Here is a 25,432-nt window from a genome sequence, read left to right as displayed (position 1 = left end):
CTATTCGAGTGCAGGCGGTCCGTCACCGCGCCGCCGACTTGCGTTCACCCGGCCACGGGGACGCGGCGGGTGTCGTCCCCCGTATGTATGCACGGTCCGATCGGCTCAACACGAGGCGACCCCGGCGCGGGGCGACGTAAGCGCAACGTCTACAGTGGCGTGGTACGCGCAAGCCCCAACCCGGCCTCCACACCGTGAACGGCCGGAGTCGGAGCTTGCTGGATTCTCTCTCAGGGGTGTGCGTGACGGCCGTCGAATCCCGTCCAGCGGGGGTGCTCGGGACGAACCCCGGTCACCGGCCGTTCGGGACCCGCGTCATGGCTTTCGTGGCATTGACCAAGCCGCGGATCATCGAACTTCTGCTGATCACCACAGTGCCGGTCATGTTCCTCGCGGAGCAGGGCGTGCCGTCGATGTGGCTGGTCCTGGTGACCTGTGTCGGCGGTTACCTGTCCGCGGGCGGCGCCAACGCGCTGAACATGTACATCGACCGCGACATCGACGCGCTGATGGACCGGACCTCGCAGCGCCCGCTGGTGACCGGCATGGTCAGCCCGCGGGAGTGCCTGGTCTTCGGCATCACGCTCGGCGTGGTCTCCACACTGTTCTTCGGCCTGCTCGTCAACTGGCTGTCGGCCGCGCTCTCGCTCGGCGCGCTCCTCTTCTACGTCGTCGTCTACACGATGCTGTTGAAGCGGCGCACGACCCAGAACATCGTCTGGGGCGGCATCGCCGGCTGCCTGCCGGTCCTCATCGGCTGGTCCGCGGTCCGCAACGAGGTCTCCTGGGCCGCCGTCATCCTGTTCCTCGTCATCTTCTTCTGGACGCCGCCGCACTACTGGCCGCTGTCGATGAAGGTGGCCGACGACTACGCGCGCGTCGGGGTGCCGATGCTCCCCGTCGTCGCGGGCAACAAGGTCGTGGCGCGCCAGATCGTCCTCTACAGCTGGGTCATGGTCGGCGTCTCGCTGCTGCTGACCCCGCTGGGGTACACCGGCTGGTTCTACACCTCGGTCGCGCTGCTGGCCGGCGGCTGGTGGCTGTGGGAGGCGCACGCGCTGCACGCGCGGGCCAAGGCGGGTGTGACGGGCGCGAAGCTCAAGGAGATGCGCCTGTTCCACTGGTCGATCACCTACGTGTCGCTGCTGTTCGTGGCGGTGGCCGTGGATCCCTTCCTCCGTTGATTACTCGCCGGTAGCATGGCTTCCATGGGAGACACCGCAGACACCGCAGCCGCCGCAGGCGCCGCGGACAAGAAGCAGGACCGTACGGCCGCGAAGCTGGCCAAGCAGATCGGCGCCTTCGCCAAGCAGCACGGCGGCGCCGAGGGCCAGCTCGCCCACATCGGCCAGGCCGGCACCCGCATCGTGCTCGTGGGCACGGACGGCGGCTGGGGCGACCTGGTGGCCCCGACCTTCGCGGTGGCGCAGCTGGCCGCCGAGAAGGCCGGACTGACCCTCCACGAGGAGTTCGACGGGGAGTTCGCCGCGCGCGTGCGGACGGGCCCGTACGAGTGGTCGCGGATGGCCGGCATCCAGCTCGGGGGATCCGAGAACCCGGCGGCCTGACCGCCCCGGCCCCGTCCGGGGGCCCGGTGTGCGGCCTCGGTCAACAGCCCGAGCAACACCTCACACCCCGCTCACCCGTTAGGACGTGTGGAAGCGCCTTCCTCACGTCCGCAACGGGATGCCCGGATGATCGAAACGCCGCCCCTGGTGGACCAGTACTGCCACGGAGTCCTCCGTACGGAGCTGGGCCTGGGTACCTTCGAGGCCCAGCTGATCCCTTCGGCCGGGCCGCCCGCCGCGGGCACCACCTTCTTCGACACCCAGACCGGTTTCGCGGTCCGCCGCTGGTGTCCGCCGCTGCTGGGGCTGGACCCGCACACGGCCCCCGCCCGCTATCTGGCCCGGCGCCGCGAGCTGGGCCCGGCCGAGACCGCGCGGCGGCTGCTGCGGGGGTCCGGGGCCGGTGTCTATCTGGTCGACACCGGCCCGAACGGGGACCTCACCGGCCCCAAGGAACTGGCCCTCGCCGCCGACGCCGAGGCCTTCGAGACGGTCCGGCTGGAGGCGCTGGCCGTACAGGCCGCCGACACCTCCGGGACCGTGGCCGCCTTCCTCGCCGGCTTCGCCGAGGCAGTCCACCACGCCGCCGCCGGAGCCGCGGCCTTCGCCTGCGCCGCGGCCCCCGACCGCCCCGGCGCTCCCGCCCTCGACCCCGATCCGCCCGGCCCCGGCGAGGTGCGCGGCGCGGCCGGGCGGTGGCTGGCCGGACGGCCGCCCGGTGGACCCGTACGGGATCCCGTGCTCCTGCGGCACCTGCTGTGGAGCGCGGTGGCGTCGGGCCTGCCGCTCCAGCTGCACACGGGTACGGGGGATCCTGCGGCGCTGACCGGGTTCGTGCGGGCCACCGCGGGGCTGGGCACACGGCTGGTGCTGCTCGGCGGGTACCCGTACCACCGGCACACGGCGCGGCTCGCGGAGGCCTTCCCGCACGTCTACGCCGACGCGGGCGCGGGCCTCGGCCGGACCGGGGCGCGGGCCGCGGCGGTGCTGGCCGAGCTGCTGGAGACCGCGCCGTTCGGGAAGCTGCTGTTCTCCAGCGGGGGCCGGGGGCTGCCCGAACTGCACGCGGTGGGCGCCCTGGTGTTCCGGGAGGCGCTGACCCGGGTGCTGGGCGGCTGGGTCGCCGAGGGGTCCTGGTCGTGGCGGGACGCGGACCGGGTGGCGGCCATGGTCGCGGCGGGCAACGCCCGCCGCGTCTACCGCCTGGACGGGCCGTGAGGCCCCGTCCGTGGCGGACGGGACCGCACGGCCCGGGCGGAGTCGATCAGACGGAGGAGAGCTGGGCGTCGCCCCGTGCGGCGATCCCCGCCCCGTCGGCCGGCCGCTCGCGCAGGCTCAGCGCGAGGCGGAGCACCGCGATCCACACCAGGCAGGAGCCCAGCATGTGCACGGCGACCAGGACCTCGGGCACCTCGGTGAAGTACTGCACGTAGCCGATGCCGCCCTGGGCGAGCAGCACGAGCAGCAGGTCGCGGGCGCGGGCCCGGGTGTCGACCGGGGCGTCGACCACCCGCAGCACCAGCCACATCGCGACGGCCAGCGCGCAGACCGCCCAGGCGGCGATGGCGTGCACGTGCGCGGTGGTCTCCCAGTCGAACGGCATCCGCTTGATCTCGCTGCTGTCGCCGGCGTGCGGGCCGGACCCGGTGACCACCGTGCCGGCGGCGATCAGGACGAGGGTGGTGGCGATCAGCGCCCACGACAGCTTGCGCACCGGGCCGGGAACGCGCGGGCGCGGGGCGGCGTCGCCCTCGCCGGCGCGCTGCCAGGTGAGGGTCGTCACGGCGATCAGCGCGGTGGCGAGCAGGAAGTGGCCGGCCACGCTGTAGGGGTTCAGGCCCGTCATGACGGTGATGCCGCCGAGCACGGCGTTGCACATCACGATGGCGAACTGGGTCCAGCCGAGCTTCGTCAGCGAACGGCGCCAGGGCTCGGCCGACCGGGCCGCGACGATCACCCAGCCGACGGCGGCGCTGAGCACGTACGTCAGCATCCGGTTGCCGAATTCGACGGCGCCGTGGAAGCCCTGCTCCTGCGTCGCGATCAGGCTGTCGTCGGTGCACTTGGGCCAGGTGTCGCAGCCGAGACCGGACCCGGTCAGCCGCACCGCGCCGCCGGTGACGACGATGGCCACGCTCATGAAGAGCGCGGCGAGCGCGGCCCGCCGGACGATCCGGGGTGACGGGCTCCAGCGGCTGGCGATGTATGCGAGGGGGTTCAACACGCCCCATATCGTAGGCGACCCCTTGTGCAAAGTTTCACGAGGGGGTGGGGGGCGCCGCGTCGGGGCCCACGATCAGCCGGAACCTCGCTCCGGCGGGGTCGCCCTCCTCGTGCCACCAGAGCAGGACGCGCCAGTGGGCGGCGTCGCCCGGGTGGTCCGGTGAGTGCGTGAACCCCCGTATCAGTTCGGTCGCCACGTCCTCGGCGGTCCGGTTCCTCACTTCTGTGGCGCTGTGCCAGGGACGGGGGAGTGTGTTCCACAGTCCGTCAGGGCCCCGGACGTCGAACCGCCACACCGCGCGCCACGGGGTGACCTCCAGCATCGTGCGGACCTGTTCGGCACCGAGGTGCAGCCGGGCCGCGATCTCGGGCTCCTCCACCGAGCGGATGCGGGCGGCCACCACGGCCCGGGGCAGCAGCCGTTCGGGCAGCAGCCCCCGCGTGCGCAGGCCCACCAGCTCGTCGAAGGTCAGGTAGCGCAGCCGCAGTTCCAGCTGGCGGCCGATGTGGTCGAGGGCCTCCTCGGCGGCTTCGGCCTCCTCCGCGGCGGGGTCGGCCAGCAGCAGCCGGCGGAAGTCGGACTCCGCGTCCACGGCCCAGGCCACCGCTTCCTCGGCCAGGCCAAGCTCGGCGAGGCGGTCGCCGAGGAACACCTTGGCCTGCGCGAGGCCCCGCCGGTTGACCGGGTCCTGCTGGTCCAGTCCGGCCCACACCTCCACCGCGGTACGGGTCAGAAGGCGGGCACGCTCACCGGCGGCCCGCTCCATGGCACTGGGGCCCCCGCCGCCGGCGGCCGGGCCCAGCGGGTGCTTGGGCAGCCGGTCCGCGCCGCTCAGCGGCCAGGCCAGCCAGACCCCGTGGTTGATCAGCCCGCGGGCGTACCAGCGGGCGTACTCCGGGGTGTGCCGGGCCGCGCGTTCGGAGCTGCGCAGGCCCTCCTCGATGGTGGCGAGGGCGCTCGCGCGGTCCCCCGCGGCGAACCGCAGGGCGGCCCGGTCGGCGAGCCGCAGCCCGAGCAGGGCGGTGCACTCGGGGTCGTCCGGGAGGGTGCGCAGGGCGCCGATCAGCTCGTCGAGGAGCCTCTCGCGTTCCGCCGGTGCCACCTGCGCGGCCCCCGCCCGCACCCGCGCCCACTGGTCGTCCAGCCGAAGAACGGCCTCCCGCTGCACCATGTCCGCCCCCCGGCTTCATGTGTGGAGGCGCCCATCCTCGCGGCTCGGTCGCCGCGAGGGAAAGGGTTTCATTCCCAGCGGAAGAGGCGCGCGGCGGCGCCCAGACCGAGTACGGCCCAGGCCGCGAGCACGGCCGCGTCGCCCCACGGCAGCGCCGTTCCGTGCTGCAGCACCTCGCGCAGGCCGTCGGACAGCGCCGAGATCGGCAGCAGCCCCAGGGCGGACTGCACGGCGCCCGGGAACTTCTCCATCGGTACGATCACCCCGCCGCCGACGAGCAGCAGCAGGAACACCAGGTTGGCGGCGGCCAGGGTGGCCTCGGCCCTGAGCGTGCCCGCCATCAGCAGCCCGAGCCCCGAGAAGGCGGCGGTGCCCAGCAGGACCAGCGCGGCGACCGACAGCGGGTTCCCCTGCGGGGACCAGCCCAGGGCGAGCGCGATCACCGTCAGCAGGGCGATCTGCAGCACCTCGGTGACCAGCACCGAGAGGGTCTTGGCGGCCATCAGCGCCCAGCGCGGCAGCGGGGAGGCCCCGAGCCGCTTGAGGACCCCGTAGCGGCGGTCGAAGCCGGTGGCGATGGCCTGGCCGGTGAAGGCCGTGGACATCACGGCGAGGGCGAGGATGCCCGGGGCGAGGAAGTCCACCGACTTCCCGGCGCCGGTGTCGACGATGTCGACGGCGGAGAACAGCACCAGGAGCAGCGCCGGGATGATCACCGTCAGCAGCAGCTGCTCGCCGTTGCGCAGCAGCATCCGCGTTTCCAGCGCCGTCTGCGCGAGGATCATGCGGGACACGGGCGCGGCCCCCGGCCGGGGGGTGAACGTACCGGCGCTCATGCGCGCAGCTCCTTACCGGTCAGTTCGAGGAAGACGTCTTCGAGGGTGTGCCGCTCCACCGCGAGGCTGTCGGGCAGCACGCCGTTCTGCGCGCACCAGGAGGCGACGGTGGCCAGCATCTGCGGGTCGACCTCGCCGGTCACCCGGTAGACGCCTGCGGTGACCTCGGCCGCCTGGGTGCCGTCGGGCAGCGCCTTGAGCAGCGAGGCGAGGTCGAGGGAGGGGCGGCCGGTGAAGCGCAGGGTGTTCTCGGCGCCGCCGCGGCACAGCTGCTCGGGGCTGCCGTGGGCGATGACCCGGCCCGCGTCCACGATGGCGACCTCGTCGGAGAGCTGCTCGGCCTCGTCCATGTGGTGGGTGGTGAGGACGACGGTGACCCCGTCGGCGCGCAGTTCCCGTACGAGGTCCCAGGTGGCGCGGCGGGCCTGCGGGTCCAGGCCGGCGGTGGGCTCGTCGAGGAAGACGAGCTCGGGGCGGCCCACGACGGCCATGGCCAGGGCGAGGCGCTGCTGCTGGCCGCCGGAGAGCCGTCGGTAGGGGGTGCGGCCGCAACCGCCGAGTCCGAGGCGTTCCACCAGGGTGTCGGGGTCGAGCGGGTCGGCGTACAGCTTGGCCATGTGGCGCAGCATCTCGACGGCGCGGGCGCCGGAGTAGACGCCGCCGGACTGGAGCATCACGCCGATGCGGGGGCGCAGCGCCTCGGCCCGGGCGACCGGGTCGAGGCCGAGGACGCGGACGGTGCCGGCGTCGGGACGGTGGTAGCCCTCGCAGGTCTCCACCGTGGTCGTCTTGCCCGCGCCGTTGGGACCGAGGACCGCGGTGACGGAGCCCCTGCGGACGGTGAGGTCCAGTCCGTCCACCGCGGTCTTGGCGCCGTACCGCTTCACCAGTCCGCGGATCTCCACGGCGGGGTCGTTGCTCATGGGGGGTGAGTCTACGGAGCCGGAGGGCGTTCCCCGGGCCGAGGGGCAGCAGTATTCGAACACCCGGCCGTGGAAATGGGTTTTTTCAGTCCGGTGGTCCTGGACGGCCCATCCGGTTTCGGTGATCTTTCGTCGAGCTCGACGCTCGGGGTGACCGGAACCGTCAGGGCGGCATGAGTGCTGGTGGGGGGTCGTGTCCGGCGGAATTGCGGGTGGGGAGCAGGATCGGAATTAACCCTTCCGAATAACTCTCCGTCGATAAATAAGGTAACCCTTAGTGATGGAGGCCACCAGGGGTGGCGTCCGTCACGGCTTGTACGGGCTCGCTTAATTACGCAACAATGGCGTTGTGAAATACGGCGAACGGCAGAACGAGGCCCCCCAGGGGGAGCTCACCACCGGGGAGCGGTCAACCCGCAACCGGGTGGCGCGCTCGATCCTGGACCACGGCCCGTCCACCGTCGCCGACCTCGCCCAGCGTCTCGGCCTCACCCAGGCCGCCGTCCGCCGCCACCTCGACACGCTCGTGGCCGACGACGTCGTCGAAGCCCGTGAGCAGCGCGTGTACGGAGCGCGGACCCGGGGTCGGCCCGCCAAGGTCTTCGCGCTCACCGACTGCGGCCGCGACGCCTTCGACCAGTCCTACGACACGCTCGCCGCGGACGCCCTGCGCTGGATCGCGCAGTCCGTCGGCGGCGGCGAGCAGGGCGAGGCGGCCGTCGCCGCCTTCGCCCGGTCGCGGATGGAGTCGCAGGCGCAGGCCTACCGCGAAGCCGTCGAGGCGGCCGCCCCCGAGGGCCGCACGGAGGCCCTGGCCAAGGCGTTGACGCAGGACGGGTACGCTGCTACGGCGAAGAGCGCTCCCGGTCCGCACAGCGGTGAACAGCTCTGCCAGCACCACTGCCCGGTCGCCCATGTGGCCGAGCAGTTCCCGCAGCTCTGCGAGGCGGAGACCGAGGTCTTCTCACGCCTGCTCGGGACGCACGTGCAGCGCCTCGCCACGATCGCCCACGGCGACGGAGTGTGCACCACGTTCATCCCGCGAAGCGCGGGCACCACACAGACCGACACATCAGTATCTGCAAGCACGGCCGGGAGGAACCCCGCATGACCACGGAGACCGCTCACCCTGAGCTCGATGGCCTGGGCACCTATGAATACGGCTGGGCCGACTCCGACGCGGCCGGTGCCGCCGCCAAGCGGGGTCTGTCCGAGGACGTCGTCCGCGACATCTCGGCGAAGAAGTCCGAGCCGGAGTGGATGCTGAACCTCCGCCTCAAGGGCCTGAAGCTCTTCGGCAAGAAGCCCATGCCGATGTGGGGCTCCGACCTCTCGGGCATCGACTTCGACAACATCAAGTACTTCGTGCGTTCCACCGAGAAGCAGGCCGCTTCCTGGGAGGACCTGCCCGAGGACATCAAGAACACGTACGACAAGCTCGGCATCCCGGAGGCTGAGAAGCAGCGCCTCGTCGCCGGTGTCGCCGCCCAGTACGAGTCCGAGGTCGTCTACCACCAGATCCGTGAGGACCTGGAGGAGCAGGGCGTGATCTTCCTCGACACGGACACCGCGCTCAAGGAGCACCCGGAGCTCTTCCAGGAATACTTCGGCACGGTCATCCCGGTCGGCGACAACAAGTTCGCGTCGCTGAACACCGCGGTGTGGTCCGGCGGCTCGTTCATCTACGTCCCCAAGGGTGTCCACGTGGACATCCCGCTCCAGGCCTACTTCCGCATCAACACGGAGAACATGGGCCAGTTCGAGCGGACGCTGATCATCGTCGACGAGGACGCCTACGTCCACTACGTCGAGGGCTGCACCGCCCCGATCTACTCCTCCGACTCGCTGCACAGCGCCGTCGTCGAGATCATCGTGAAGAAGGGCGGCCGCTGCCGCTACACGACGATCCAGAACTGGTCGAACAACGTCTACAACCTGGTCACCAAGCGCGCCGTGGCGTACGAGGGCGCGACCATGGAGTGGATCGACGGCAACATCGGTTCCAAGGTCACCATGAAGTACCCGGCCGTCTACCTGATGGGCGAGCACGCCAAGGGCGAGACCCTGTCCATCGCCTTCGCGGGCGAGGGCCAGCACCAGGACGCCGGCTCCAAGATGGTCCACATGGCGCCGAACACCTCCTCGAACATCGTCTCCAAGTCGGTGGCCCGTGGCGGTGGCCGCACCTCCTACCGCGGCCTGGTCGAGATCGGCGAGGGCGCCGCCGGCTCGAAGTCGAACGTGCTCTGCGACGCGCTGCTCGTCGACACCATCTCCCGCTCGGACACGTACCCCTACGTGGACGTCCGCGAGGACGACGTGACGATGGGCCACGAGGCGACCGTCTCCAAGGTCTCCGACGACCAGCTCTTCTACCTGATGCAGCGCGGCCTCACCGAGTTCGAGGCCATGGCCATGATCGTGCGCGGCTTCGTCGAGCCGATCGCGAAGGAGCTGCCCATGGAGTACGCGCTGGAGCTCAACCGGCTGATCGAGCTGCAGATGGAGGGCTCGGTCGGCTGACCCGCCGAACGCACCCGCACCGCAGCACAGCGACGATTCTGTAGACGTAGGAAGAGAGCAAGACGACAGCCATGGCTGAGGCTCAGAACATTCCGGCGGGCTCCACCACCGCCGGCGCGATCGCGGTGGCCGCCGAGTCCACCGTCGCCACCCGGATGAGCGCGCCCCCGTCCTTCGACGTGGCCGACTTCCCGGTCCCGCACGGCCGTGAGGAGGAGTGGCGCTTCACGCCGCTCGCCCGCCTCAAGGGCCTGCACGACGGCACCGCGGTCGCCAACGGCACCATGAAGGCCCAGATCGACGCGCCCGAGGGCGTGACGGTCGAGTCCGTGGAGCGCGGCGACGAGCGGATCGGCAAGGCCGGCACTCCCGTCGACCGGGTCGCCGCACAGGCCTTCTCGTCCTTCGCCAAGGCCACGGTCGTCACCGTGCCCAAGGAGACCGTGCTCGACGAGCCGATCCGGGTCGCCCTGCACGGCGAGGGCGGCACGACCTTCGGCCACACCGTCTTCGACGTGAAGCCCTTCGCCGAGGCGATCATCGTGATCGACCACACCGGCGACGGCGTGCGCGCCGCCAACGTGGACATCCTCGTCGGCGACGGCGCCAAGGTGACCTTCGTGTCCGTCCAGGACTGGGACGACACCGCCGTCCACACCTCGCAGCACAACGCCCTCATCGGCCGCGACGCGAGCTTCAGGTCCGTGGTCGTCACCTTCGGCGGCGACCTGGTCCGCCTCCACCCGCGCGTCACCTACGCGGGCCCCGGCGGCGAGGCCGAGATGCTCGGCCTGTACTTCACGGACGCCGACCAGCACCAGGAGCACCGCCTCCTGGTCACGCACGACGCCCCGCACTGCAAGTCGAACGTGGTCTACAAGGGCGCGCTCCAGGGCCAGGACGCCCACGCCGTCTGGATCGGTGACGTGCTCATCGAGAAGAGCGCCGAGGGCACCGACACGTACGAGATGAACCGCAACCTCGTCCTCACGGACGGCGCGCGGGTCGACTCCGTGCCGAACCTGGAGATCGAGACCGGCGAGATCGTCGGTGCCGGCCACGCCTCCGCCACCGGCCGCTTCGACGACGAGCAGCTCTTCTACCTGCAGGCCCGCGGCATCCCGGCCGACGAGGCCCGCCGCCTGGTCGTCCGCGGCTTCTTCGCCGAGCTGGTCCAGCAGATCGGTGTCGACGACATCGAGGGGCGCCTGATCGCCAAGATCGAGGCCGAGCTCCTGGGTTCCGTCTGATGAACTACGTCAAGGCCTGCGCGCTGAGCGAGCTGGAGGAGAACACCCCCAAGCGGGTGGAACTCGACGGCACGCCGGTGTCCATCGTCTCCACCGACGGGGAGGTGTTCGCGATCAACGACATCTGCTCGCACGCGAACGTCTCGCTCTCGGAGGGCGAGGTCGAGGACTGCATGATCGAGTGCTGGCTGCACGGGTCGGCCTTCGACCTGCGCACCGGCAAGCCCTCCGGTCTGCCCGCGACGCGCCCCGTACCCGTTTACCCCGTAAAGATCGAAGGGGACGACGTGCTCGTCTCCCTCACCCAGGAGTCCTGAGGTATCCATGGCAACGCTTGAAATCCACGACCTGCACGTCTCCGTCGAGGCCGAGAACGGCGCCCGCGAGATCCTCAAGGGCGTCGACCTCACCGTCAAGCAGGGTGAGACGCACGCCATCATGGGTCCGAACGGCTCCGGCAAGTCCACGCTGGCGTACTCGCTGGCCGGTCACCCGAAGTACACCATCACCGGCGGCACCGTCACCCTCGACGGCGAGGACGTCCTGGAGATGTCCGTCGACGAGCGCGCCCGCGCCGGCGTCTTCCTCGCCATGCAGTACCCGGTCGAGGTCCCCGGCGTCTCGGTCTCCAACTTCCTGCGCACCTCCGCCACCGCCATCCGCGGCGAGGCCCCCAAGCTGCGCACCTGGGTGAAGGAGGTCAAGTCCGCGATGGAGCAGCTCCAGATGGACCCGGCCTTCGCCGAGCGCAACGTCAACGAGGGCTTCTCCGGCGGTGAGAAGAAGCGTCACGAGATCCTCCAGCTGGAGCTCCTGAAGCCGAAGATCGCGATCCTCGACGAGACCGACTCCGGCCTCGACGTCGACGCCCTGCGCATCGTCTCCGAGGGCGTCAACCGTGTCCGCGAGAGCGGTGAGGTCGGCACCCTGCTGATCACCCACTACACGCGCATCCTGCGCTACATCAAGCCCGACTTCGTGCACGTGTTCGCGAACGGCCGCATCGCCGAGTCCGGCGGTGCCGAGCTCGCCGACCAGCTGGAGAACGAGGGCTACGACAAGTACGTGAAGGGTGGCGCGACCGCGTGACACAGCTGCCTGGCCTCCTCGACATCGAGGCGATCCGCAAGGACTTCCCCCTGCTGGATCGTGTGGTCCACGACGGGAAGAAGATCGTTTACCTGGACAACGCTGCGACCTCGCAGAAGCCGCGCCAGGTGCTCGACGCGCTGAACGAGTACTACGAGCAGCACAACGCGAACGTCCACCGCGGCGTGCACGTGCTCGCCGAGGAGGCCACGGCGCTGTACGAGGGTGCCCGCGACAAGGTCGCCGCCTTCATCAACGCGCCGAGCCGCGACGAGGTGATCTTCACCAAGAACGCCTCGGAGTCGCTCAACCTCGTCGCGAACATGCTCGGCTGGGCGGACGAGCCCTACCGGGTCGACCGCGACACCGAGATCGCCATCACGGAGATGGAGCACCACTCCAACATCGTGCCGTGGCAGCTGCTCGCGCAGCGCACCGGCGCCAAGCTGAAGTGGTTCGGCCTCACCGACGACGGCCGGCTCGACCTGTCCACCATCGAAGAGGTCATCACGGAGAAGACGAAGATCGTCTCCTTCACGCTGGTCTCCAACATCATGGGCACGGTCAACCCGGTCGAGGCCATCGTCCGGCGCGCCCAGGACGTCGGCGCGCTCGTGCTGATCGACGCCTCCCAGGCCGCTCCGCACATGCCGCTGGACGTGCAGGCGCTCGGCGCCGACTTCGTGGCCTTCACCGGCCACAAGATGTGCGGCCCGACCGGCATCGGCGTCCTGTGGGGCCGCCAGGAGCTCCTGGAGGACCTGCCTCCGTTCCTCGGCGGCGGCGAGATGATCGAGACCGTGTCGATGCACGCCTCGACCTACGCCCCGGCGCCGCACAAGTTCGAGGCCGGTACGCCCCCGATCGCCCAGGCCGTCGGCCTCGGCGCGGCCGTGGACTACCTGACCTCGATCGGCATGGACAAGATCGCCGCGCACGAGCACGCGATCACCGAGTACGCGATCAAGCGCCTCGCCGAGGTGCCCGACCTGCGGATCATCGGCCCCACCACGGCCGAGGACCGCGGCGCAGCGATCTCCTTCGTGCTCGGCGACATCCACCCGCACGACGTCGGCCAGGTCCTGGACGAGCAGGGCATCGCGGTCCGCGTGGGACACCACTGCGCGCGCCCCGTCTGCCTGCGCTACGGAATTCCGGCGACGACGCGAGCGTCTTTCTACCTGTACTCCTCTCCGGCCGACGTCGACGCGCTGATCGACGGGCTGGAGCACGTACGGAACTTCTTCGGCTGACGGACGAGGCGACGAGGACGCAGTGAAGCTGGATTCGATGTACCAGGAACTGATCCTGGACCACTACAAGCACCCGCACGGGCGTGGCCTGCGCGACGGCGACGCCGAGGTGCACCACGTCAACCCGACGTGCGGCGACGAGATCACGCTGCGCGTGAAGTACGACGGTGAGAAGCTGACAGATGTCAGCTACGAGGGCCAGGGCTGCTCCATCAGCCAGGCCAGCGCCTCCGTACTGAACGAGCTGCTCGTGGGCAAGGAACTGGCCGAGGCGCAGAAGATCCAGGCTGTCTTCCTGGAGATGATGCAGTCCAAGGGCAAGATCGAGCCCGACGAGGCCATGGAGGAGGTGCTGGAGGACGCGGTCGCGTTCGTCGGCGTCTCCAAGTACCCGGCCCGTGTGAAGTGCGCCCTGCTGAGCTGGATGGCGTGGAAGGACGCGACCGCCCAGGCCCTGGGCGACGCCGAGAGGAAGACGGCATGACCGAGAACGCGACGCCCGAGGCGTCGACCAAGCCGGCCACCGAGGAGGAGGTCCGCGAGGCCCTCTACGACGTGGTCGACCCCGAGCTGGGCATCGACGTCGTCAACCTGGGCCTGATCTACGGCATCCACATCGACGACGCGAACATCGCCACCCTCGACATGACCCTGACCTCGGCGGCCTGCCCGCTGACGGACGTCATCGAGGACCAGGCGAAGTCGGCGACGGACGGCATCGTCAACGAACTCCGGATCAACTGGGTCTGGATGCCGCCGTGGGGCCCGGACAAGATCACGGACGACGGTCGTGAGCAGCTCCGCGCGCTCGGCTTCAACGTCTGAGCACCCCCGCTCGTCCAGGAGGGCCCCCGGCACGGTCGTGCCGGGGGCCCTCGCTTGTTCTCCGGGCGGACGGGCGGCGCGCACCCCGTGGGGTCCGTCGTCGCCGCCACGTTGCGCCCGCGGCGGAGCCGCCGGCCGCCGTGGAGCAGACGCCCGGCCAGGCCGCGGGGGTGCCCCGGGTCGCGCGTCCCTTTGTGTGTACGGTCGTACGCATCGATGTGTACTCTCGTACACATGCCTTACGTCCTGCTCGCCGCAGCCATCGCCGCCGAGGTCGCCGGCACCACCGCCATGAAGTACAGCGACGGCTTCACGAAGCTGTGGCCCTCGCTCGGCACCCTCCTGGGGTACGCCATAGCGTTCACCCTGCTCGCGCAGACGCTGAAGACCATGTCGGTCGGCACGGCCTACGCGATATGGGCCGGCGTCGGCACCGCCGCCATCGCCGCGATCGGCATGGTGTTCATGGGGGAGGCGGCCACCGCCGCGAAGATCGCCGGGATCGCCCTGGTGATCGGCGGGGTGGTCCTGCTGAACCTGGGCGGGGCGCACTGATGCCGCAGGGCGTACGGCGCTACGACCCGGACCGGCGCCAGCGCATCATCGACGCCGCGATCCGGGTGGTCGGCGCCAAGGGCATCGCGGGGCTGAGCCACCGCAGCGCTGCCGCGGAGGCCGACGTACCACTGGGCTCGACGACGTACCACTTCAAGACGCTGGACGACCTGCTGGTCGCGGCCCTCCGGCAGGCCAACGAGGGCTTCGCGCAGGCGGTGGCCGACTCGGCGGCGCTGACCGACCCGGACACGGACCTCGCCGGGGCGCTCGCCCGGCTGCTCGGCGACCTCCTGGCGGCGGACCGCGGCCGGGTGGAGCTGGAGTACGAGCTCTACCTCGCGGCGCTGCGCCGTCCGGCGCTGCGGCCGGTGGCCGCCGAGTGGTGCGCGGCCGCGGCCGAGGCGCTGACGCCGCGGACCGACCCGCTGACGGCCAGGGCGCTGGTGGCCGTGATGGACGGCATCAGCCTGCAAGTCCTGCTGACGGACGCCGAGTACGACGAGCACCACGCCCGCGAGATCCTGTCCCGGGTCCTGGGGAACCGGGGCCGGCCACAAGAGTAGGGGTGTCTCGCCGTCAGGCCGGGCTCGCCGGCAAGACGCCCCCTAGCCCGCGGAGGTGGCGGTGCGGACCGCCGCGAGGGCCGTCCGCACGCTCGCCTCGATGTCGCGGATCGGATAGATCACCTCACGCACCGTGCGGTCGCGGTCGACGACCAGGGTCAGCCGCTTGATCCGGCTCACCCCCGCCGCACGGAACGTCGGCAGGCGCAGCGCGGCCGTCAGGGCCAGGTCGGCGTCCGAGAGGAGTGGGAAGCGCAGCCGTTCCTGCTCCGCGAACTCCCGCTGCTCGTCGGGGCGCTGCGTCGAGACGCCGTGCACGGTGGCGCCGGCCGCCGTGAACTCCGCGAGCTGGTCGCGGTACGTGCACGACTCGAACGTGCAGCCCTTGGCGCCCGGGATCCCGGCCCAGCCGGGCGGGTAGGACTCGGCGCGCGCGTACGCGCCCGGGAAGAAGTACAGGACCGTGAACGGGGTGTCCGCCACCGGGTCGCCGACCCCGCCGAAACGGTCCGGCAGCAGCAGTGGCGGCACCCGCGTGCCGTGCAGCGCGTGCACCCGTTCCGCCTCGCGCGATGCCTCGTCGGTCGTCGCCGTCATCTCTCCCTCTCCCAGGACCCAGGTGTCACCCCAGTCCTGGAGGGCCACCAGGACCGGCAGCAGCCCCCGCCCGCGCGGGGTCAGCCGGTACTCGTGCCGCACCGGACGTTCCTGGTACGGCTCGCGCGACAGCACCCCGGCCTCCACGAGCAGCTTCAGCCGCTCCGCGAGCACCTTGCGGGAGACCCCCAGCTCGCGCTGGAGCTCCTCGAAGCGGTGCAGGCCGCGTGCGGTGTCCCGCACGATCAGCAGCGTCCACCAGTCGCCCACGACGTCGAGGGCCTGAGCGATCGCGCAGTCCGCGTCGCCGAGGTGTGTGCGCTGGGCCATGGGAGCTCCTTCGTCCGTTGACCCAAGGCTGTCATGCTGACATAGTCCGTTCCCAAAGGGAACTGACCAGGATCGCGTCGTCGGAAGCGGGGGGCACGGGTGTGCTGCAGGGGTTCAAGGACATACCGAGGGTCGTGTGGCTGCTGGCTGCGGGGGTGTTCGTCAACGCCGTCGTCAGCTTCACCTTCGTCTTCGTCTTCCTCTACCTGACCGGCCCGCGCGGCCTCGGCGCCGCGCAGGCCGGCCTCGTCACCGGAATCGGCGGAGTCGGCCTGGTCGTGGGCAACTTCACCGGCGGCTGGTACGGGGACCGCTTCGGCCACCGCCGGGTGCTCCTGGCCGCCGCCACCCTGGGCGGGCTGACCCTCATGGCCTTCCCGCTGCTGTCCGTGCCGCTCCTGTTCGTGGCCATGCCGGTGGCCCAGTACGCCTCCGGTGTGATCCGGGCCGCCAACTCCGCGCTGGTCGCGGTCACCGTCCCGGAGGGAGGCCGCCGCCAGGCCTTCGCCCTCGTGCGCTGCGTGTCCAACGGCGGGTTCACCCTCGGGCCGCCGCTGGGCGCCCTGGTCGCGACCGGCCTCTCGTACGACTGGCTCTTCGTGGCCGACGGGGTCGGAACCCTCTTCTTCGCCTTCTGGACCGCCCGCGTCGTCCCGGCGCGCGGTGCGTCCCGCAAGACCTCCGCGGCCCCGGACGGGGGTCGGGGCCGCGGAATCGCCGCCGAACTACGGGCCCGGCCCGCCCTGCTGGTGGTGCTCGGCGCGATCCTGGTGACCGACGTCGTCTACCGCCAGCAGTACTCCACCTTCTCCGTCTTCCTCACCGACCAGGGCCTGGACCCGCGTGTCTTCGGGCTCGTCATCGCCCTCAACGGCGGGGTCATCCTGCTGCTGGAGCTGCCCGCCGCGGTCGCGCTGCGCGAGCGCCCGGCACTGCCGGTGATCGGCACCGGCCTGGTGCTGGTCGGGGCCGGGTACGCGGCGCTGCTGCTCGGAGCCGGAATCACGAGCGCCGTGGTGATGATGGTCCTGCTGAGCCTCGGCGAGATCCTCTACAAGACCACCGCCACCGCCTACGTCGCCGACGAGGCACCCGAGCACGCCGTCGGACGCTTCCAGAGCCTGTACGCGGGCATCTCGGTCAGCGGGGTCGTCATCGGACCGCCTCTGGGCGGTGCCCTGTACGCGGCCGCGCCCGGGCTGCTGTGGCCGCTGTGCGCCGGGCTCGCGGCGACGGCGGGCGGGGCGGTGCTGTGGGCCTCGGCGCGGCAGCGGCGACACGCGGCCCGCCCGGCACATGAGACCGGTTCGCAACCTCAGGCCGTCGCCGGTTAGGTTTCGGGCATGACTGCTACGCGTACCACCGGCGCCGTCGCCGCCGGACTTGCCACCATCACCGCCGACGGCACCGTCCTCGACACCTGGTTCCCCGCCCCCGAGCTGGTCGCCGAGCCCGGCCCGGCCGGCACCGAGCGCCTCACCGCCGAGCAGGCCGTGGAGTCCCTCGGCGCCGCCGCGGCCAAGGCGATCCGTAGCGACGCGGTCCGCGGCGTCGAGGTCGTAGCCGTCCGCACGGTCATCGCCTCCCTGGAGGACAAGCCGCTGGACGCGCACGACGCGTACCTGCGCCTGCACCTGCTCAGCCACCGCCTGGTCAAGCCGCACGGCCAGAACCTCGACGGTGTCTTCGGCCTGCTGACCAACGTCGCCTGGACCTCGCTCGGCCCGGTCGCCGTCGACCAGGTCGAGACCGTCCGCCTCAACGCCCGCGCCGAGGGCCTGCACCTGCAGGTCACCTCGATCGACAAGTTCCCGCGGATGACGGACTACGTCGCCCCCAAGGGCGTGCGCATCGCCGACGCCGACCGCGTCCGCCTCGGCGCCCACCTCGCCGAGGGCACCACCGTCATGCACGAGGGCTTCGTCAACTTCAACGCCGGTACCCTCGGCACCTCCATGGTCGAGGGCCGCATCTCCGCGGGCGTCGTCGTCGGCGACGGCTCCGACATCGGCGGCGGCGCCTCCACCATGGGCACGCTCTCCGGCGGCGGCAAGCAGATCATCTCGATCGGCGAGCGCACCCTGATCGGCGCCGAGGCGGGCATCGGCATCGCCCTCGGCAACGAGTGCGTCGTCGAGGCCGGCCTCTACGTCACCGCCGGCACCCGCGTCACCCTGCCGGACGGCCAGGTCGTCAAGGCCCTGGAGCTCTCCGGCGCCGACAACATCCTCTTCCGCCGCAACTCGGTGACCGGCGCCGTCGAGGCCCGCCCGTACAAGGCGAACTGGGGCGGCCTGAACGAGGTCCTGCACAGCCACAACTGACGGCCGTGGCCGTCCCCGGGCGCCCTCCCGGACCCCACGGTCCGGGAGGGCGCCCGGCTGTGCTCAGCACGGCCGTGAAAGGCCGCGTACGCCCGCCGGGTCCCGCCCAGCCGTCATCCGTGTCCTGACCCGGCAGGGACCGCTCGGTGACGGGCGGGGTCACCGCGCGGTGGCAGGCGCGGCACTTGAAGACGGCCACCCGGGATCCGTGCGCCGGTCGGACGCTCAGTGGAGGGGGATCGTACGGATCAGGCCCGCGAAGGCCTGTTCCTCCGCCTCGGTGAGCTGCACCGACTCCATCGGGTGCCCGGCGGAGCCACGCTGGGCCGGGATCATCGGCAGGGCCTCGACCGCTCCGGTCTCCGGCTGGGGGAAGCGGCTGTCCCACAGCATGCGGCCCAGGCCGGCCACCGAGACGAGCGCAGCCACGAGCAGGACGGCGAGGCCGATTTCCTGGGCGAAGGAGATCGAGGGGAACACCAGGATCCTCCAGGGATGCGGGCGGCGCGGGCCGGGACAAGATCGGGCGTGCAGACACTCAACACCACAACCGGTCCATTCGGTGGAGATGTGGCGAGCGTCACGCCAGGGGCGAAAGTCCCTGTCTTGCCCGTGACCGGCCCGTCACGGCCGCTCCAGCGGCAGCTTGAAGCCCTCGTGGCTGCGCGCGAAGCCCAGCCGCTCGTAGAAGCGGTGGGCCGCCGTGCGCCGCTTGTTGCTGGTGAGCTGGATCAGGCCGCAGCCGCGCCCGAGGGCCCGCTCGGCGGCCAGCCGCATCAGCTCCGCGCCGAGTCCCTCGCCCCGCCGGTCCGCACGGACCCGTACGGCCTCCACCAGGTCCCGCTCCTGCCCGCCCCGGCCCAGGCCCGGTACGTACGTCAGCTGGAGGCAGCCGAGGACGGTCCCGTCGGCCTCCGTGTCCGTGAGGACCAGCATCTCGTTGCGGGCGTCCGACTCGATCGCGGAGAAGGCCCGCTCGTGCTCCTCGCCGACCGGCATCGAGGCCGGATCGAGGACCTGGTCCTCGTCGGAGAGCAGGGCGAGTACGGCCGGCAGGTCCCGGCGTGTGGCGACACGGAAGATCATGGCGGGATGGTGGCAGGGGGCCCGGCCGGGACGGCGGCCGGACCTCCTGCTGCTCCCGCCCCGGGGGTTACGGGCGGAAGCGCAGCACCTGCGGGTCGTGGTCGCTGTTCTGCGCCGCGAACTCCGCGTTGATGTGCACGCTGTCGTACGTGAACTTCTTGATCGCCGGGCTGGTCAGGATCTGGTCCAGCACCTGGGCGTTGCCCTGGTAGACGTACGAGTAGCGCTCGGCCTTCGGCAGCGACTTGATCGCCGGGTACAGCGCCCCGCCGTCGGCCAGCGCGTCCGTGGTCGCCGAGAACTCGAAGTCGTTGATGTCACCGAGCACGAGGACGTTGGCGTTCTTGTCCTCCGCCAGGATCTGCTTCACGAAGCCGTTCACGGCCTGCGCCTGCAGCAGCCGCTTGGCCTCCGAGGAGCGCAGCGGCGGCTGGTGGTGCGAGGTCAGGCCCTCGTCGCCGCCCTTGGAGCCGAAGTGGTTGGCGATCACGAAGACCGTCTTGCCGCGGAAGACGAACTCGCCGGCCAGCGGCTTGCGGCTGTCGGCCCACGCCGGGTTCGCGGGGTCCACGCGACCGGGGGAGTGGGTCAGGTGGGTCTTGCCGTTCTCCTTGACGACGCCCGTCGCCGTCACCGCGTCACCCGGGGCGCGCTCGGTGAAGGAGACCCGGGCCGGGTTGAAGAGGAAGACCTGGCGGATGTTGCCGCCGGGCTCGCCTCCGTCCTTCTTGTCCTCCGGGTTGATGGTCCGCCACTGGTAGGCCGGGCCGCCCGCCGCCGCGATGGCCGCGGTGAACTTGGTGAGGGTCTGCTCCGCCGAGACGGTGCCGTCGTTCTTGGCGCCGTTGTCGTCCTGGATCTCCTCCAGGGCGAGGATGTCGGGGGAGGCGAGGTTCTCGACGACGGCCTTCGCCAGCGCGTCGAACTTCTCCTGCGGGTCCGTCGGATCGAGGTTCTCGACGTTGTACGTGGCGACCGCGAGCTCCTGCTCGGCCTGCGGCTTCGTCTTCTCGGGGGCGAGGGTGCCCGCCTTGACGGTGCCGAGGGTGCGGGCCACCAGGGTGTAGCCGCCGAACTGGTTGAAGTCCAGCGGGCCTTCCGTGGTGCCGGTCAGCTTGTCGCCCACGTTGGCCACGGGGAAGGGCTGCTGCGCGATCGGCGCGAGCTGCTGGATCTGCAGGCGCCCGGTGTTCTGGGACTCGTAGGAGCCGTAGACGGTGCCGCCGCGCTTGGCGGCGTTCTCCCATCCCTTCACCGTGACCCACAGCTCGGAGTACGGGTCGGTGGCGCCGACGACGCGTGAGGTGCCGATCTTGACGTTCATGCCCTCGAGGGACTCGTAGAAGTCCAGGGCGTAGCGCGAGGGGTCCAGCGTCAGGCCGTTGATGCTGCCGTCGGCGGCCGGGTCGCCGGCCGGGGTGTACTCGGCGGGGACGTTGTACTCGTTGATCGCGGTGGCCTCGGGCAGGGCGTTGCCGGAGGAGACCACGGTGACCGTCGGCTTGGAGATCTGGGTCACCGACTGGTTGCCGGACTTCACACCGCCGGGGATGTACTCGCCGACGGTGCCGGAGACCTTGACCGCGTCGCCCACGGCGACGGTGGGGACCGAGTTGGTGAAGACGAAGACGCCCTCACTCGTCGCGGCGTTGTCGTCGGCGTCGGGGTCCTGGATCCAGAAGCCGCGCGAGCCGTAGGTCCGCACGCCCGTCACGATGCCCTCGACGTCGGAGACCTGCTTGCCGTTGAGCGGGGATATCCGGGTGGTGCCCTGGATGTCGTGGATGCGGACCGGATCGGCGGACGCCGCGCCCTCGGCCGCGTCGGCGGAGCCCGCGAGCAGGCCGGTGGCCAGCGCGGTGGCGACGAGGGCCGCGACGGCGGCGGAGCGGGGATGCGAGGAGCGCATGGTCAGGAAACTCCGGTGTGGGAGAGGGGAAGGGAGAGGCTGCGAACAGCGAGATCTGCGGGGGGTTGGTCAGCCCCCAAACGTCTACGCGCGTCAATTTCCTGTGTCGTCAGCAAAGTTGTCAAGCCCTCCAGAGGAGACGGGAGTCGACTGTGGGATGAACCAAAGACGATGGCCCGGCGGGCGTGCCCGATATGCGTCTACGCTGGGTCGCCGTACGACGGCCTCGGCTGTCACCTGCGCCACATCCGCCATGCCCGTACTGCCCCGTCATGTCGGCCATGTCGCCGGTTTTCGGGCACGTATGACGGTCCGGCGGCCCGGCCGGTCCGTCACGGCCCGCCCTCATCACCGCGTCCGCGAGGAGACCCTCACCCATGTCCGCTGAGTCGCACCCCACACTGCCGCCGGTACGGCTGCACTCCGACGCGGAGCTGGCCCGCGACGCCCTCGGCGCCCCGCTGTTCGCGCGCGCCGTGCGGCTGGCCCGCTGGGCCGGGCCCGCAACCCGCGTCGGCGTCGGCGGCGAACTGGCGGCCGACCAGCTGCCCGGGGCCGCCGCCCATCTCGGTCTCGACGCCGGCGACGAGGACGCCGCCGTGTACGCGAGCCGGGCCTGGCGGGTGGCCGTGGACACCGGACTGGTGGACGTGACCGAACCGGAGGAGGACGCGGCCGCGGAGGAGGGCGGCGAGGCGGGGGAGGAGCCGTACGGCACGGCCGCGCCCGGCGAGGACCTGGCGCTGGTGACGGGCGGGGCGCCCGCCGACGTCCTCGGCCTGTGGCGGGCGGCCCTGGAGGCGGTGCTCGCCGACGCGGCGGTGCCGGACCTGGAGGGCCTGGTCGACGCGCTGGACGCGGGCGGGGTGATCGACTTCGAGCGGCTGGACTGGAACCCGGGCCGCGAGGCGGACCTGCTCGACCAGGTCCTCGCCCATCTGTACCTGCTCAGCGTCGCCGGGGGCAGGCCTGCGGACCGTCAGATTCCGCTTCCGGTGCTGGCCGCGTCGGTGGTCGTGCCCGACGGAATGGGCGAGCCGACCGATGCCGTGCTGGAGCAGGTCTCGCACGCGATGATGCGCCTGGACGACCAGTTCCGGCAGCTGGAGCCGATCGGACTGGTGGAGTTCCGGCCCGTCGACGAGGGGCTGATGGCGCAGGGCGACGAGGACGGCGGGCGCGGTGAGCGCGAGGACGAGGACGAGGACGTCTCCCGTTACGGCATGGTCCGGCTGACCCCGCTCGGGCTGTACGGGATCCGCGCCCGGATGCTGGAGGCCGGAGCGGCGGCCCCTGCCGTCGGCGAACTGGCCGGCAAGGGCGCCGACGCCCTCCTCGACGCCGTCTCCTCCTACCCCGAGCACGCGGCGCAGGCCGAGATCGAGCAGTGGATGGCGGGCCGCGAACCGTCCGTCGCGGTCACCGAACTGCTGGCCGCCGCCCGCGGGGACGACGAGGGCGGCCCGCTGCGCCGACTGCGCTGCCAGCAGGCCCTCGCGCTGGCCGGGCCGGAGGCCGAAGGAGCGGTCCGCGCGGTGCTGGACGAGGCGGAGCTCGGCGGGCTCGCCCGGGTCTGGCTGGCGGAGCACGGAGTGACCGGCGTACCGGCGCCCGCCCCGGAGATGGTCTTCTGGCTGACGGTCGACACGATCGCGGCTCAGCTGGCCGCAGACGGGGAGACGGAGGAGCTGCCCCTCCTGATGGAGACCCTGACCGCCCATCACGCGGGCTTCTTCGACCAGGTGTGGCGCGTCGAGCACCCGTCGACGGTGCGGGTCCTGGAGGCGATGGGCCGGCTGCACCCCGACCGGAAGACGGCGAAGGAGGCCCGCACGGCCGCCTTCAAGGCGCGCTCCCGCAGGCCCTGAGCGCGCGGTCCGGGGGCGGGTGACAATGCGCCGTTCCTGGGCCGGAGTTGGCCATTGACCCCGACCGGCGAGAGGTCGGTTCTCCATCGTGGGTAATTCAGCCGCCGTTCACGTGCGGGCGGGAGCGTGTGCGCCGACGACCGCACGACAGGCGCTCCACTCCCCACCCCAGGAGACCCGATGCCGCTCAGCCGCAGAGACTTCACCGCCCGTACCGTCATCGCCGGCGCGGGAGTCGCGCTCACCGGGACGGTCGGCGCCCTCGCCACCGCTCCGGGCGCGCTGGCGGCCGAGGACGCAGCGGACCGCGACGAGCACGGGCGGCCCTGCGAGCCCGGCTACGGCCCGCTCCTCCCCGACCCGGCCGGCATCCTCGCGCTGCCCGCCGGCTTCACGTACCGCGTGATCACGCACAGCGGCGTCACCCGGCTGGAGTCAGGCGAGACCACCCCGTCCCACCACGACGGGACCGCGGCGTTCGAGGGCCACCGCGGCGTCACCCTCCTCGTCAACAACCACGAGCTCAAGGGCAAGCGGGAGAACTGGGCCCGTCCCGTCCCGCTCGCCGAAGGCCTCGTCTACGACCCGGCCGCGGCCGGCGGATGCACGGTCGTCGAGGTCCGGCGGGGCGGCGAGGTCGCCGAATGGGTGGGCATCGCCGGTACGTCGACCAACTGCGCTGGCGGCGCCACCCCCTGGGACACCTGGCTGACCTGCGAGGAGAATTCCGACCTCGCCGGCAAGAACGGCATGACCAAGGACCACGGCTACGTCTTCGAGGTCGACCCGCACGACCGCCGGGCCAACCGCGACCCGCGGCCGATCAGGGCTTTCGGCCGCTACGACCACGAGGCCGTGGTCATCGACCCGCGCCAGGGCCACGCGTACCTGACCGAGGACGCCTCCGGTCCCAGCGGGCTGCTCTACCGCTGGACCCCGCCCCGCGGCTTCCGGCACGGGCGCGGCAGGCTCCGTACGCTCGCCGCCGACGCGGGTGTGCTCCAGGCCGCCAAGTGCACCGACAGCTCGGGCCGGTTCGTCGACGACCTCTCGCGCGCCACGCGGATCGGCACCGTCTACGGCGTCGACTGGGTGGACGTACCGGACCGCGACGCGCGGACGGTGCCCGTGCGCAAGCAGTTCGCGGACGACGCGGTGACGCGCGGACGCAAGCTGGAGGGCATGTGGTGGGGCGACGGGGGCGTCTACTTCGTGTCCTCCTACGCCCGCCAGGAGAGCCCGGGCGCGGCGCACGACGGCCAGGTCTGGTTCTACGACCCCAAGCGGCGCACGATCCGGCTGACCGTCCTCATCGGGGTCAACGCCGACCCGTCGGCGGGCGGTGGCCACGACGGCCCGGACAACATCACCGTGTCGCCCTACGGGGGCCTGGTCATCGCGGAGGACGGCTCGGGGCTGCAGCACCTCTTCGGCGCGACCGACTCGGGGCGCACCTACCCGCTGGCGCGCAACGAGCTGAACATCGGGTCGGCCGAGGAGCCCGAATACTCCGAATTCACCGGGGTCTGCTTCTCACCGGACGGGCGCACCCTGTACGCCAACCTCCAGGACCCGGGCATCATGCTGGCCGTCACCGGGCCGTGGCGGCGCGCACGCTGACGCTCCGCCCGGCCGGCATCGCGGGCCTCAGTGGGCCGGGGAGACCTCCGCGCGGGAGGCCTCGGCCCACTCGGCGAGCAGGAACTCATACGCCTCGGAAGGCCACTCGCCGTCCACCCGGGTCTCCACGAGGTGCCGTATCGCCTCGTTCGCCTCGGCGGCGGACGGGCGGGCGGGCCCCGCGGGCGTGAGTGTCTCGTGCATGCTTCCAAGGCTACGGGCGGGCACTGACAGCCACCCACGGATTACGCGTGGCATCCATCACCCGCGGACCCGCCCGGTGGCCGCCCGTGCCCGCCCACCTGCTCAGAGTGCCTGCGCGGCGGGCTTGACCATGCCGCGCACTGTGCGCGACTTCACAAACTCGCCCATGGCCGTCATCTCCCACTCGCCGGAGAACTGACGGATCAGCTTCGCCATCATCACGCCCGTCTGCGGCTCGGCGCTCGTGAGGTCGAAGCGGACCAGCTCCTCGCCGCTGGCCGCGTCGATCAGGCGGCAGTAGGCCTTGGCCACGTCGGTGAACTTCTGGCCGGAGAAGGAGTTGACCGTGAAGACCAGGCCGGTGGCGTCGGCGGGGAGTCGGCCGAGGTCGACGACGATCACCTCGTCGTCGCCGGCGCCCTCACCGGTGAGGTTGTCCCCGGAGTGCTTGATGGCGCCGTTCAGGATGGACAGCTTGCCGAAGTAGCAGCTGTCGATGTGGTTGCGCTGCGGGCCGTACGCGATGACGGACGCGTCGAGGTCGATGTCCCGGCCGCGGAAGGCGGGCTCCCAGCCGAGGCCCATCTTGACCTGCGAGAGCAGTGGACGGCCGCCCTTGACCAGCGAGACGGTCTGGTTCTTCTGCAGGCTGACGCGGCCCTTGTCCAGGTTGATCTTCCCGGCGGCGGGGGCGGCGACCAGGCGGCCGGA

General features: G+C 71.5%; 27 protein-coding genes. 17 read left to right on the top strand and 10 right to left on the bottom strand.

The window, feature by feature from the left end; all coding sequences use genetic code 11:
* The first annotated feature begins 236 nt into the window (after nucleotides 1-236).
* The 3 genes from IH80_RS0127045 to IH80_RS0127035 all read left to right on the top strand — a co-directional run bounded on the left by IH80_RS0127045 (nucleotide 237) and on the right by IH80_RS0127035 (nucleotide 2,786).
* Nucleotides 237-1,184, top strand: a complete 948-nt coding sequence (locus tag IH80_RS0127045; protein ID WP_078906764.1) for a heme o synthase — start codon at nucleotides 237-239, stop codon at nucleotides 1,182-1,184.
* Nucleotides 1,185-1,208: 24 nt separating this feature from the next.
* Nucleotides 1,209-1,568 (top strand): hypothetical protein, encoded by a 360-nt coding sequence (locus tag IH80_RS0127040; protein WP_234432396.1) that lies wholly within the window; start codon nucleotides 1,209-1,211, stop codon nucleotides 1,566-1,568.
* A 126-nt stretch (nucleotides 1,569-1,694) separates the two neighbouring features.
* Complete coding sequence (locus tag IH80_RS0127035; RefSeq protein WP_030963967.1) at nucleotides 1,695-2,786, top strand: amidohydrolase family protein; 1,092 nt, start codon at nucleotides 1,695-1,697, stop codon at nucleotides 2,784-2,786.
* 46 nt (nucleotides 2,787-2,832) lie between these two features.
* Here the strand turns inward: IH80_RS0127035 and IH80_RS0127030 are convergent, their stop codons facing one another.
* The 4 genes from IH80_RS0127030 to IH80_RS0127015 form a co-directional block, all read right to left on the bottom strand.
* Nucleotides 2,833-3,792 (bottom strand): COX15/CtaA family protein, encoded by a 960-nt coding sequence (locus IH80_RS0127030; protein ID WP_051809981.1) that lies wholly within the window; start codon nucleotides 3,790-3,792, stop codon nucleotides 2,833-2,835.
* A gap of 34 nt (nucleotides 3,793-3,826) precedes the next feature.
* Entirely contained in the window at nucleotides 3,827-4,963 is a 1,137-nt protein-coding gene (locus IH80_RS0127025) for a hypothetical protein (RefSeq protein WP_051809978.1), read from the bottom strand.
* A 68-nt stretch (nucleotides 4,964-5,031) separates the two neighbouring features.
* Nucleotides 5,032-5,799 carry an ABC transporter permease gene (locus tag IH80_RS0127020; RefSeq protein ID WP_030963962.1) on the bottom strand — a complete coding sequence of 256 codons (768 nt, stop codon included), beginning with the start codon at nucleotides 5,797-5,799 and terminating at the stop codon, nucleotides 5,032-5,034.
* The gene (locus IH80_RS0127015) at nucleotides 5,796-6,722 is read right to left on the bottom strand and encodes an ABC transporter ATP-binding protein (RefSeq protein ID WP_030963961.1); all 927 of its coding nucleotides are present in this window, start codon (nucleotides 6,720-6,722) and stop codon (nucleotides 5,796-5,798) included. The genes IH80_RS0127020 and IH80_RS0127015 overlap by 4 nt, the downstream gene beginning before the upstream one ends.
* 349 nt (nucleotides 6,723-7,071) lie before the next feature.
* Here IH80_RS0127015 and IH80_RS0127010 point away from each other — a divergent pair, with 349 nt between their 5' ends.
* The 10 genes from IH80_RS0127010 to IH80_RS0126965 all read left to right on the top strand — a co-directional run bounded on the left by IH80_RS0127010 (nucleotide 7,072) and on the right by IH80_RS0126965 (nucleotide 14,783).
* A complete protein-coding gene (locus IH80_RS0127010) occupies nucleotides 7,072-7,833 on the top strand; it encodes a helix-turn-helix transcriptional regulator (protein WP_030963960.1) in 762 nt (253 codons plus the stop codon).
* Entirely contained in the window at nucleotides 7,830-9,245 is a 1,416-nt protein-coding gene (gene sufB, locus IH80_RS0127005; RefSeq protein WP_030846245.1) for a Fe-S cluster assembly protein SufB, read from the top strand. The genes IH80_RS0127010 and sufB overlap by 4 nt, the downstream gene beginning before the upstream one ends.
* Nucleotides 9,246-9,316: 71 nt before the next feature.
* Nucleotides 9,317-10,495, top strand: coding sequence for a Fe-S cluster assembly protein SufD (gene sufD, locus IH80_RS0127000; RefSeq protein ID WP_030963958.1), 1,179 nt, complete (start codon nucleotides 9,317-9,319; stop codon nucleotides 10,493-10,495).
* A complete protein-coding gene (locus IH80_RS0126995; protein ID WP_030027083.1) occupies nucleotides 10,495-10,812 on the top strand; it encodes a bifunctional 3-phenylpropionate/cinnamic acid dioxygenase ferredoxin subunit in 318 nt (105 codons plus the stop codon). The genes sufD and IH80_RS0126995 overlap by 1 nt, the downstream gene beginning before the upstream one ends.
* Before the next feature lie 7 nt (nucleotides 10,813-10,819).
* Nucleotides 10,820-11,584 (top strand): Fe-S cluster assembly ATPase SufC, encoded by a 765-nt coding sequence (gene sufC / locus IH80_RS0126990; protein ID WP_030027085.1) that lies wholly within the window; start codon nucleotides 10,820-10,822, stop codon nucleotides 11,582-11,584.
* Nucleotides 11,581-12,837 (top strand): cysteine desulfurase, encoded by a 1,257-nt coding sequence (locus IH80_RS0126985; protein ID WP_030963956.1) that lies wholly within the window; start codon nucleotides 11,581-11,583, stop codon nucleotides 12,835-12,837. Before sufC ends, IH80_RS0126985 begins: the two co-directional genes overlap by 4 nt.
* Before the next feature lie 22 nt (nucleotides 12,838-12,859).
* Nucleotides 12,860-13,321 (top strand): Fe-S cluster assembly sulfur transfer protein SufU, encoded by a 462-nt coding sequence (gene sufU, locus IH80_RS0126980; protein ID WP_030846233.1) that lies wholly within the window; start codon nucleotides 12,860-12,862, stop codon nucleotides 13,319-13,321.
* The gene (locus tag IH80_RS0126975; RefSeq protein WP_030027092.1) at nucleotides 13,318-13,662 is read left to right on the top strand and encodes a metal-sulfur cluster assembly factor; all 345 of its coding nucleotides are present in this window, start codon (nucleotides 13,318-13,320) and stop codon (nucleotides 13,660-13,662) included. Before sufU ends, IH80_RS0126975 begins: the two co-directional genes overlap by 4 nt.
* A gap of 234 nt (nucleotides 13,663-13,896) precedes the next feature.
* Nucleotides 13,897-14,217, top strand: a complete 321-nt coding sequence (locus IH80_RS0126970; protein WP_030963955.1) for a DMT family transporter — start codon at nucleotides 13,897-13,899, stop codon at nucleotides 14,215-14,217.
* Nucleotides 14,217-14,783: a TetR/AcrR family transcriptional regulator gene (locus IH80_RS0126965; protein WP_030963953.1), complete on the top strand. Its 567-nt coding sequence runs from the start codon at nucleotides 14,217-14,219 to the stop codon at nucleotides 14,781-14,783. Before IH80_RS0126970 ends, IH80_RS0126965 begins: the two co-directional genes overlap by 1 nt.
* Nucleotides 14,784-14,825: 42 nt before the next feature.
* Here the strand turns inward: IH80_RS0126965 and IH80_RS0126960 are convergent, their stop codons facing one another.
* Nucleotides 14,826-15,710: a winged helix-turn-helix transcriptional regulator gene (locus IH80_RS0126960; RefSeq protein ID WP_030963951.1), complete on the bottom strand. Its 885-nt coding sequence runs from the start codon at nucleotides 15,708-15,710 to the stop codon at nucleotides 14,826-14,828.
* A 104-nt stretch (nucleotides 15,711-15,814) separates the two neighbouring features.
* Here IH80_RS0126960 and IH80_RS0126955 point away from each other — a divergent pair, with 104 nt between their 5' ends.
* A complete protein-coding gene (locus IH80_RS0126955) occupies nucleotides 15,815-17,044 on the top strand; it encodes an MFS transporter (protein WP_030963950.1) in 1,230 nt (409 codons plus the stop codon).
* A 9-nt stretch (nucleotides 17,045-17,053) separates the two neighbouring features.
* Entirely contained in the window at nucleotides 17,054-18,034 is a 981-nt protein-coding gene (gene dapD, locus IH80_RS0126950; RefSeq protein ID WP_030963949.1) for a 2,3,4,5-tetrahydropyridine-2,6-dicarboxylate N-succinyltransferase, read from the top strand.
* A 225-nt stretch (nucleotides 18,035-18,259) separates the two neighbouring features.
* On the opposite strand, the gene IH80_RS0126945 is transcribed toward dapD, so the two are convergent.
* The 3 genes from IH80_RS0126945 to IH80_RS0126935 form a co-directional block, all read right to left on the bottom strand.
* A complete protein-coding gene (locus IH80_RS0126945; RefSeq protein ID WP_030963948.1) occupies nucleotides 18,260-18,514 on the bottom strand; it encodes a hypothetical protein in 255 nt (84 codons plus the stop codon).
* A 144-nt stretch (nucleotides 18,515-18,658) separates the two neighbouring features.
* The gene (locus IH80_RS0126940; protein WP_030963946.1) at nucleotides 18,659-19,120 is read right to left on the bottom strand and encodes a GNAT family N-acetyltransferase; all 462 of its coding nucleotides are present in this window, start codon (nucleotides 19,118-19,120) and stop codon (nucleotides 18,659-18,661) included.
* A gap of 67 nt (nucleotides 19,121-19,187) precedes the next feature.
* Nucleotides 19,188-21,029 (bottom strand): endonuclease/exonuclease/phosphatase family protein, encoded by a 1,842-nt coding sequence (locus tag IH80_RS0126935; RefSeq protein WP_030963944.1) that lies wholly within the window; start codon nucleotides 21,027-21,029, stop codon nucleotides 19,188-19,190.
* A 377-nt stretch (nucleotides 21,030-21,406) separates the two neighbouring features.
* Here IH80_RS0126935 and IH80_RS0126930 point away from each other — a divergent pair, with 377 nt between their 5' ends.
* A complete protein-coding gene (locus IH80_RS0126930) occupies nucleotides 21,407-22,897 on the top strand; it encodes a hypothetical protein (RefSeq protein ID WP_030963943.1) in 1,491 nt (496 codons plus the stop codon).
* A gap of 180 nt (nucleotides 22,898-23,077) precedes the next feature.
* On the top strand, nucleotides 23,078-24,517 hold the full coding sequence (locus IH80_RS0126925; RefSeq protein WP_030963942.1) for an alkaline phosphatase PhoX: 1,440 nt from the start codon (nucleotides 23,078-23,080) through the stop codon (nucleotides 24,515-24,517).
* A gap of 27 nt (nucleotides 24,518-24,544) precedes the next feature.
* Here the strand turns inward: IH80_RS0126925 and IH80_RS45430 are convergent, their stop codons facing one another.
* Entirely contained in the window at nucleotides 24,545-24,721 is a 177-nt protein-coding gene (locus tag IH80_RS45430; protein WP_167344711.1) for a hypothetical protein, read from the bottom strand.
* Nucleotides 24,722-24,823: 102 nt separating this feature from the next.
* On the bottom strand, nucleotides 24,824-25,432 hold a 609-nt coding region (locus IH80_RS0126915; protein ID WP_030963941.1), incomplete at its 5' end, for a TerD family protein.

It is taken from the genome of Streptomyces sp. NRRL S-378, assembly GCF_000720645.1.
Lineage (GTDB): Bacteria > Actinomycetota > Actinomycetes > Streptomycetales > Streptomycetaceae > Streptomyces.
Note: the sequence above shows the minus strand (reverse complement) of the source record. Positions and strands in the feature narration are given on the sequence as shown.